Origin of the sequence: Streptomyces sp. W16, from assembly GCF_033194735.1 — a bacterium.
GTDB lineage: Bacteria > Actinomycetota > Actinomycetes > Streptomycetales > Streptomycetaceae > Streptomyces.
In genome coordinates, this window is record NZ_JAWOAI010000525.1 from 1 (window position 1) to 6587 (window position 6587).

Sequence of the window (6587 nt, forward strand, 5' to 3'; positions counted from 1 at the left end):
CCGCCCAGGGCGAGCGCGCCCGCCCGTGTCGCCGCAGCCGCAGCCGCGTGGCGGCGCATCACCGTGTCCAGGCCCTCCGCCTCGATCCGCTCGACGCAGGCCTCCAGTGCCAGCATCTCCAACTGGGCCGGGGCGTGCGGGAGGGCCTTGCGGCCGGCGTCGGTCCAGCGGTCCTTCCAGTCGAGGAGGGAGAGGTACGAGCGGCGCGGTGCTCCGGGGTTCGAGGTCATTCGCGACCATGCGCGTTCACTCACCGAAACCGCCGACACACCCGCGGGTCCGCCCATCGCCTTCTGCGCCCCGATCACGCACAGGTCGACACCCCACGCGTCCGGCAGCACCGGCTCCGCGCCGATGGAGGCCACCGCGTCGAGGTAGAAGAGGGCGCCGTGAGCGCGCACGACCTCGCCGATCTCCGCGACCGGGTTGGTGTTGCCGGTCGCCGCCTCCGCGTGGACCAGGGACACGAAGTCGATCTCCGGGTGCGCAACCAATGCTTCCCGGATCTGCTCCGCCGTCACCGCCGTGTGGAAGGGGACGGCGAGGTCGATCACCTCGGCGCCGCAGTCCCGCAGCCAGTTCCCGAAGGTCTGCCCGTAGGGGCCGGTGATGACGTTCAGCGCGACCGTGCCCGGACCGGCCGTCGAACGGATCGCGCCCTCCAGCGGCAGCAAGGCCTCGCCCTGCATGATCACGACATCCTGTTCGGTGCCGAGCAGCCGGGCCACCCGGTCCTCGATCGCGGCGAAGTGCGCGGCGCTCAGCGGGGCCAGGTCGAGGAAGGGGTGCGTCACGGCGGTGCTCTTTCACTCGCGGGGATCGAAGGGATCCCGGGGGCCGAAGATGTCCCGGGGATCGACGCAACGAGCGTAACCGGCGCCCCGCACGGCCCGCCGCGCCCCTCCGACCGGCGACTTCTTAGCCCGTACGGCCCCCTCGCCGACACCTCACCACGAGCGGTCCGCCCCGCCCCTCCCAATAATCGGAAGCCACAGTTCCGTCACAGGAGGCCTCCGTGAACACGCTCCTCGGCCGCCGGGCCCGCACCCTGGCCGCCACCACCGCGAGCGCCGCGCTCGTCCTCGTGGCCGGCTGCACGTCGAGCGACAGCGGCGGCAGCGGTTCGAAGACCGCCGCCGGTGGCGTCGAACTCGTCAAGGCCGGTCAGCTCACCACCTGCACCCACCTGCCCTACCCGCCCTTCCAGTCCGAGATCGACGGCAAGGTGCAGGGCTTCGACGTCTCCCTCATCGACCTGGTCGCCAAGGACCTCGGCGTGAAGCAGACGATCCTCGACACCCCCTTCGAGAACTTCAAGACCGGCGCCTTCCTCAACGCCGACGAGTGCGACCTGGCCGCCGCCGGCATGACCATCACCGCCGAACGCAAGAAGAACGTCGACTTCTCCGACCCGTACTTCGACGCCACCCAGGCCGTCCTCGTCGACAAGAAGAGCGGGATCACCTCCCTCGCCGATGTGAAGACCAAGGGCAAGAAGCTCGGCGCCCAGGCGCAGACCACCGGCGAGGACTACGCGAAGAGCAAGGGCTTCGACCCCGTCTCCTTCGAGTCCTCCGACGCCGTCCTCAACGGACTGCGCACCGGCCAGGTCCAGGCCGTCATCATCGACTACCCGGTCGTACAGGGCTGGCTCAAGACCAAGGCCAACGCCGACGCCTTCGAGGTCGTCGACAACCTCAACACCGGTGAGCAGTACGGCTTCACGGTCAAGAAGGGCAACACCAAACTCCTCGCGGCCATCAACAAGGCGATCAAGGACGCGAAGGCGGACGGCACGTACAAGAAGCTGTACGAGAAGTGGATCGGTCCCTACGACGCCACTGCCGCCTCACCCTCACCCTCACCCTCACCCTCACCCTCACCCTCGGCCTCATGACCGACCTGCAACTCCAGCCGAGGGCAAAGGGCCTGACGCGTCGTCAACGGCGCAGGCTGTCCAGGGGAGTTCAGTACACCGTGTTCCTCGGCGCGGTGATCGCCTTCGCGGTCACCGCCGACTGGGGCCGCCTGAAGAACCAGTTCGCGCAGTGGAGCATCGCCAAGCAGATGTTCCCCGACGTCATCACGCTGGCGTTGAAGAACACCGTGCTCTACACCCTGTCCGGCTTCGTCTTCGGACTCGTCCTCGGCATGATCGTCGCACTGATGCGGCTGTCGTCCGTCGGGCCGTACCGCTGGCTCGCCGGGATCTACATCGAGATCTTCCGCGGCCTGCCCGCCCTCCTCATCTTCATCTTCGTCGGCGTCGCCGTACCCCTCGCCTTCCCTGGCACGGAGATCGTCGGCGGTACGTACGGCAAGGTCGCCCTCGCGCTCGGCCTGGTGTCCGCCGCGTACATGGCGGAGACGATCCGGGCCGGTATCCAGGCGGTGCCCAAGGGCCAGTTGGAGGCGGCCCGTTCGCTCGGCTTCTCGCAGGCGCGGGCCATGGTGTCGATCGTCGTCCCGCAGGCGTTCCGGATCATTCTGCCGCCCCTGACCAACGAACTCGTCCTCCTCTTCAAGGACTCCTCCCTGGTCCTGTTCCTCGGCGTCACCCTGGAGGAGCGCGAACTGTCCAAATACGGACGGGACTTGGCCAGTACGACCGCCAACTCCACGCCGATCCTGGTGGCGGGCCTGTGCTATCTCCTCGTCACGATCCCGCTGAGCTTCGTGGTGCGCCGCATGGAGACGAAGACCGGGGAGGCCGTGCGATGACCGCCCCGTCCGGGAGTCCCGAGATCGAAGTGCGCGGCCTGCACAAGTCGTTCGGCACCAACAAAGTGCTGCGCGGCATCGACCTGGAGATCGGGCAGGGGGAGGTGGTGTGCGTCATCGGCCCGTCCGGCTCGGGCAAGTCGACCCTGCTGCGCTGTGTGAACCTGCTCGAAGAACCCACCGAGGGGCGGGTGTTCGTCGGCGGTACCGAGATCACCGACCCCGATGTCGACATCGACGCCGTACGCCGTCGTATCGGCATGGTCTTCCAGCAGTTCAACCTCTTCCCGCACCTGTCCGTCACCGAGAACCTCACCCTGCCCCAACGCCGGGTCCTGCGCCGGGACAAGGCGGCGGCGGAGAAGGTCGCCGCGGAGAACCTGCGGCGCGTAGGCCTCTCGGAGAAGGCCGCCGCCTACCCGGCGTCCCTCTCCGGCGGACAGCAGCAACGCGTCGCGATCGCACGGGCGTTGGCGATGGACCCCGAGGTGATGCTCTTCGACGAACCGACCTCGGCACTCGACCCGGAGCTGGTGGGCGACGTACTGGCGGTCATGCGGATGCTCGCGAACGAGGGCATGACCATGATGGTGGTCACCCACGAGATGACGTTCGCACGCGAGGTCGCCGACCGGGTCGTGTTCATGGACGGCGGCGTGATCATCGAGGACGGCACCCCGGACCGGGTCATCGCCAACCCTGCACACGAGCGCACCCGCCACTTCTTGTCACGCCTACTGGACCCCGCGATGGCTGAAGTACCGGACGAGGAAGGCGCCCCCTAAGGGGCGCGGGGCTGTATCGATATGCGGCTCCGCCGCGTGGGCGCGACCAGCCACAACGGACCCGCACCCGACGAACTATCGTGCGTCCCATGAGCGATCAACCGGTGCTGCACATGAAGGGCCGGGTCCTGGTGGGCCCCGAGGACATCCGCGACGAACTCTGGGTCATCGACGGCCGCATCTCCTACGACCGCCCCGTCGATGCCCGCGACATCCGTAAGGTCGAAGGCTGGACCCTCCCCGGCCTCGTCGACGCCCACTGCCACGTAGGCCTCGGCACCCACGGCCCCGTAGACGCGGCCACCGCCGAAACACAGGCCCTCACCGACCGCGACGCCGGCACCCTCCTGCTGCGCGACGCCGGCTCGCCGTCCGACACCCGCTGGATCGACGACCGCGAGGACCTCCCGAAGATCATCCGGGCCGGCAAGCACATCGCCCGCACCCGCCGCTACATCCGCGACTTCGCCCACGAGATCGAACCCGACGAACTCGTCGCCTACGTCGCCCAGGAAGCCCAACGCGGCGACGGCTGGGTCAAGTTGGTCGGCGACTGGATCGACCGCGACCTCGGCGACCTGTCCGCCTGCTGGCCGCGCGAGGCCGTGGAGGCGGCGATCGCCGAGGCGCACCGGCTCGGCGCCCGCGTCACCGCCCACTGCTTCGCGGAGGCCGCCTTGCGCGACCTCGTCGAGGCGGGCATCGACTGCATCGAGCACGCGACCGGCCTCACCGAGGACCTCATCCCGCTGTTCGCCTCGCGGGGCGTGGCGATCGTCCCGACCCTCGTGAACATCGCGACCTTCCCGCACCTCGCCGCGGGCGGCGAGAGCAAGTACCCGAGCTGGTCGGCCCACATGCTCCGGCTGTACGAGCGGCGCTACGACACCGTGCGCGCCGCCTACGACGCCGGCGTCCCGGTGTATGTCGGGACCGATGCCGGGGGATCGTTGGCCCACGGCCTGGTCGCCGCCGAGGTCGCCGAACTGGTCACCGCCGGCATCCCTGCCGTAGAAGCGCTGTCGGCCACCGCGTGGGGCGCGCGGCGGTGGCTCGGGCGGCCCGGGCTCGATGAGGGGGCGCCGGCGGACTTCGTCGTGTACGAGGCGGACCCGCGCGCCGATGTACGCGTCCTGGCGTCGCCGCGACGGGTGGTGCTGAACGGGCTGGTGGTCGAATAGTCGCCAGTCGATTCGAATACGTTCACGGAAAACCCACGATGGGGTGAAGTGACGCAGGATCGCTGACGGTTCACCCTTCGTGGGTAATTCTTACCGGGTCCCAAGCATGTCTCCTCTGGGGGTCCCACACCTTGAACGGCACCAACTTCCGCATGCCCGCACGCCGTTGGGCCACCGTTGCCACGGCCACCGCCCTCGCCGCCGGTCCCGCGACGCTGGCCGGCGCGGGGTCCGCCCACGCGAGAACCGACCAGGGTCGCGCGAGCGCCGTCGTACTGCGCACCGGGCTCGACGTGTCCCTGCTCAACAAGACCGTGGACGTCCCGCTCACGGTCTCCCTCAACGAGGTCCAGGCACCGCAGAGCGCCGAAAAGACCGCGCTCAGCGCCCAGTTGGACGGGGTGAACGGCGGGCAGTCCTTCAGTGTGCTCAGCGCGGACGTCGCCACGGCGAAGGCGACGGTGTCCGCGACGAAGGCCGAGGGTTACACGAACCTCGCCGCCGTGAAGCTCCATGTGCCCGGGCTGCCGCTGCTCTCGCTCATCGAGGTCGGTACGGTCACGTCCAAGGCGACGTGCGAGGCGGGGAAGACGCCGGTCGCCACGTCGAATCTGCTCGGGTCGGTGACGGTGCTGGGCAAGCGGGTCACCGTAACCGCCGGTGGGCCTACGGAGGTTGAGGTCCCGGGGGTCGGCTCGGTCCGCCTCGACCTGTCCAAGACGTCGACCACGTCCCGTACGGCCGCCGCGACCGCGCTCGAACTCAAGGTGTCCATCAACCCGTTGAAGCTGAACGTGGCGGATGTGGAGGGGACGGTGACGTTGGCACAGGCCACGTGTGAGGCACCGGCGCCGGATGTGAAGCCGCAAGGGGCGCCTGCGGAGGCGGGGTTGGCCGAGACGGGGGGTAGCTCCATGACGCCGTATGTCGCGGGTGGGGCGGTGTCTCTGCTGGCGCTGGGCGGGGGCGCGGTGATCATGGCGCGCCGCCGTCGGGGCTGACCCAACTACATTTCCCACCCACCCACCCACCCGTCTCGGTTAGCCGAGAAGTGGACGTCCCAAAGGACCATCGCCTCACCTCACCGCCCCGCCAGCGTCACCGCCTGGTCCAGTGCCTGCAAGAAGCGGTTGACCGTCGGTCGGTCCCGTACCGCCAGCCGTAGCCACTGCTCGCCCAGTCCAGGGAACGTGTCCCCGCGCCGGACCGCGAAGCCCAGGTCGCGCAGATGCCGCCGGACGGCAACCGCGTTGGGGACGCGGACGAGGACGAAGGGGCCCTCGGCGGGTTCCATGACTTGGAGTCCGTCGGGGGCGAACTCGGTGAGGCCGGCGACGAGATGGGCGCGGTCGGCGGCGATGCGGTGAGCCGCGTGCGCGGCCTCCGCGAGGGCCGGTGAGTCCATGCACGCCTCCGCCGCGGCGAGCGCGGGCGTGGACACCGGCCACAGCGGCTGGGCCCGTTCGAGTTCGGCGATCGTCTCGGGGTCGGCCAGGACGTAGCCGATCCGCAGCCCCGCAAGACCCCACGTCTTGGTGAGGCTGCGCAGGACCACGAGACCGGGGATGTCGGTCCGGCCCGCGAGAGCCTCGCGCTCACCCGGCACCGCGTCCATGAACGCCTCGTCGACCACCAGGAGCCGTCCGGGGCGGGCCAGTTGGGCGATCGCCGCAGCGGGGTGGAGGACCGACGTGGGGTTCGTCGGGTTGCCGATGAGGACCAGGTCCGCGCCCTCGGGGACGGCCCCCGGGGTCAGCCGGAAACCGTCCGCCTCCCGCAGCAGCACCCGCTCCACCGCGTGCCCCGCCTCCCGCAGCGCCGCCTCCGGCTCCGTGAACTGCGGGTGCACGACCACCGGCTGACGGACCTTCAGCGCACGGGCGAGCAGCACGAAGGCCTC

Annotated in this window: 7 protein-coding genes; 5 read left to right on the top strand and 2 right to left on the bottom strand. The window is 69.7% G+C overall.

Features of this window, described 5'->3' with window-relative positions; all coding sequences use genetic code 11:
* Nucleotides 1–794 (bottom strand): pyridoxal-phosphate-dependent aminotransferase family protein (locus tag R6V09_RS42580; protein WP_317886849.1); only part of this gene is annotated, 794 nt, incomplete at its 3' end.
* Between the two features lie 221 nt (nt 795–1015).
* Between R6V09_RS42580 and R6V09_RS42585 the strand changes: the two genes are divergently transcribed.
* The 5 genes from R6V09_RS42585 to R6V09_RS42605 all read left to right on the top strand — a co-directional run bounded on the left by R6V09_RS42585 (nt 1016) and on the right by R6V09_RS42605 (nt 5688).
* Nucleotides 1016–1897 carry a transporter substrate-binding domain-containing protein gene (locus R6V09_RS42585; protein WP_317886850.1) on the top strand — a complete coding sequence of 294 codons (882 nt, stop codon included), beginning with the start codon at nt 1016–1018 and terminating at the stop codon, nt 1895–1897.
* Entirely contained in the window at nt 1894–2721 is an 828-nt protein-coding gene (locus R6V09_RS42590) for an amino acid ABC transporter permease (protein WP_317886855.1), read from the top strand. Before R6V09_RS42585 ends, R6V09_RS42590 begins: the two co-directional genes overlap by 4 nt.
* Nucleotides 2718–3506, top strand: a complete 789-nt coding sequence (locus R6V09_RS42595) for an amino acid ABC transporter ATP-binding protein (protein WP_317886851.1) — start codon at nt 2718–2720, stop codon at nt 3504–3506. The genes R6V09_RS42590 and R6V09_RS42595 overlap by 4 nt, the downstream gene beginning before the upstream one ends.
* A gap of 89 nt (nt 3507–3595) precedes the next feature.
* Complete coding sequence (locus R6V09_RS42600) at nt 3596–4687, top strand: amidohydrolase family protein (RefSeq protein WP_317886852.1); 1092 nt, start codon at nt 3596–3598, stop codon at nt 4685–4687.
* 131 nt (nt 4688–4818) lie between these two features.
* Entirely contained in the window at nt 4819–5688 is an 870-nt protein-coding gene (locus R6V09_RS42605; RefSeq protein ID WP_317886853.1) for an SCO1860 family LAETG-anchored protein, read from the top strand.
* An 80-nt stretch (nt 5689–5768) separates the two neighbouring features.
* Here R6V09_RS42605 and cobC read toward each other — a convergent pair.
* Nucleotides 5769–6587: Rv2231c family pyridoxal phosphate-dependent protein CobC (cobC, locus tag R6V09_RS42610; RefSeq protein ID WP_317886854.1), on the bottom strand; the 819-nt coding region annotated here is incomplete at its 5' end.

Coding starts and splice junctions, on each gene's coding strand:
- R6V09_RS42590 (WP_317886855.1), top strand. CDS start 1,894: ATGACCGACCTGCAACTCCAGCCGAGGGCAAAGGGCCTGACGCGTCGT.
- R6V09_RS42595 (WP_317886851.1), top strand. CDS start 2,718: ATGACCGCCCCGTCCGGGAGTCCCGAGATCGAAGTGCGCGGCCTGCAC.
- R6V09_RS42600 (WP_317886852.1), top strand. CDS start 3,596: ATGAGCGATCAACCGGTGCTGCACATGAAGGGCCGGGTCCTGGTGGGC.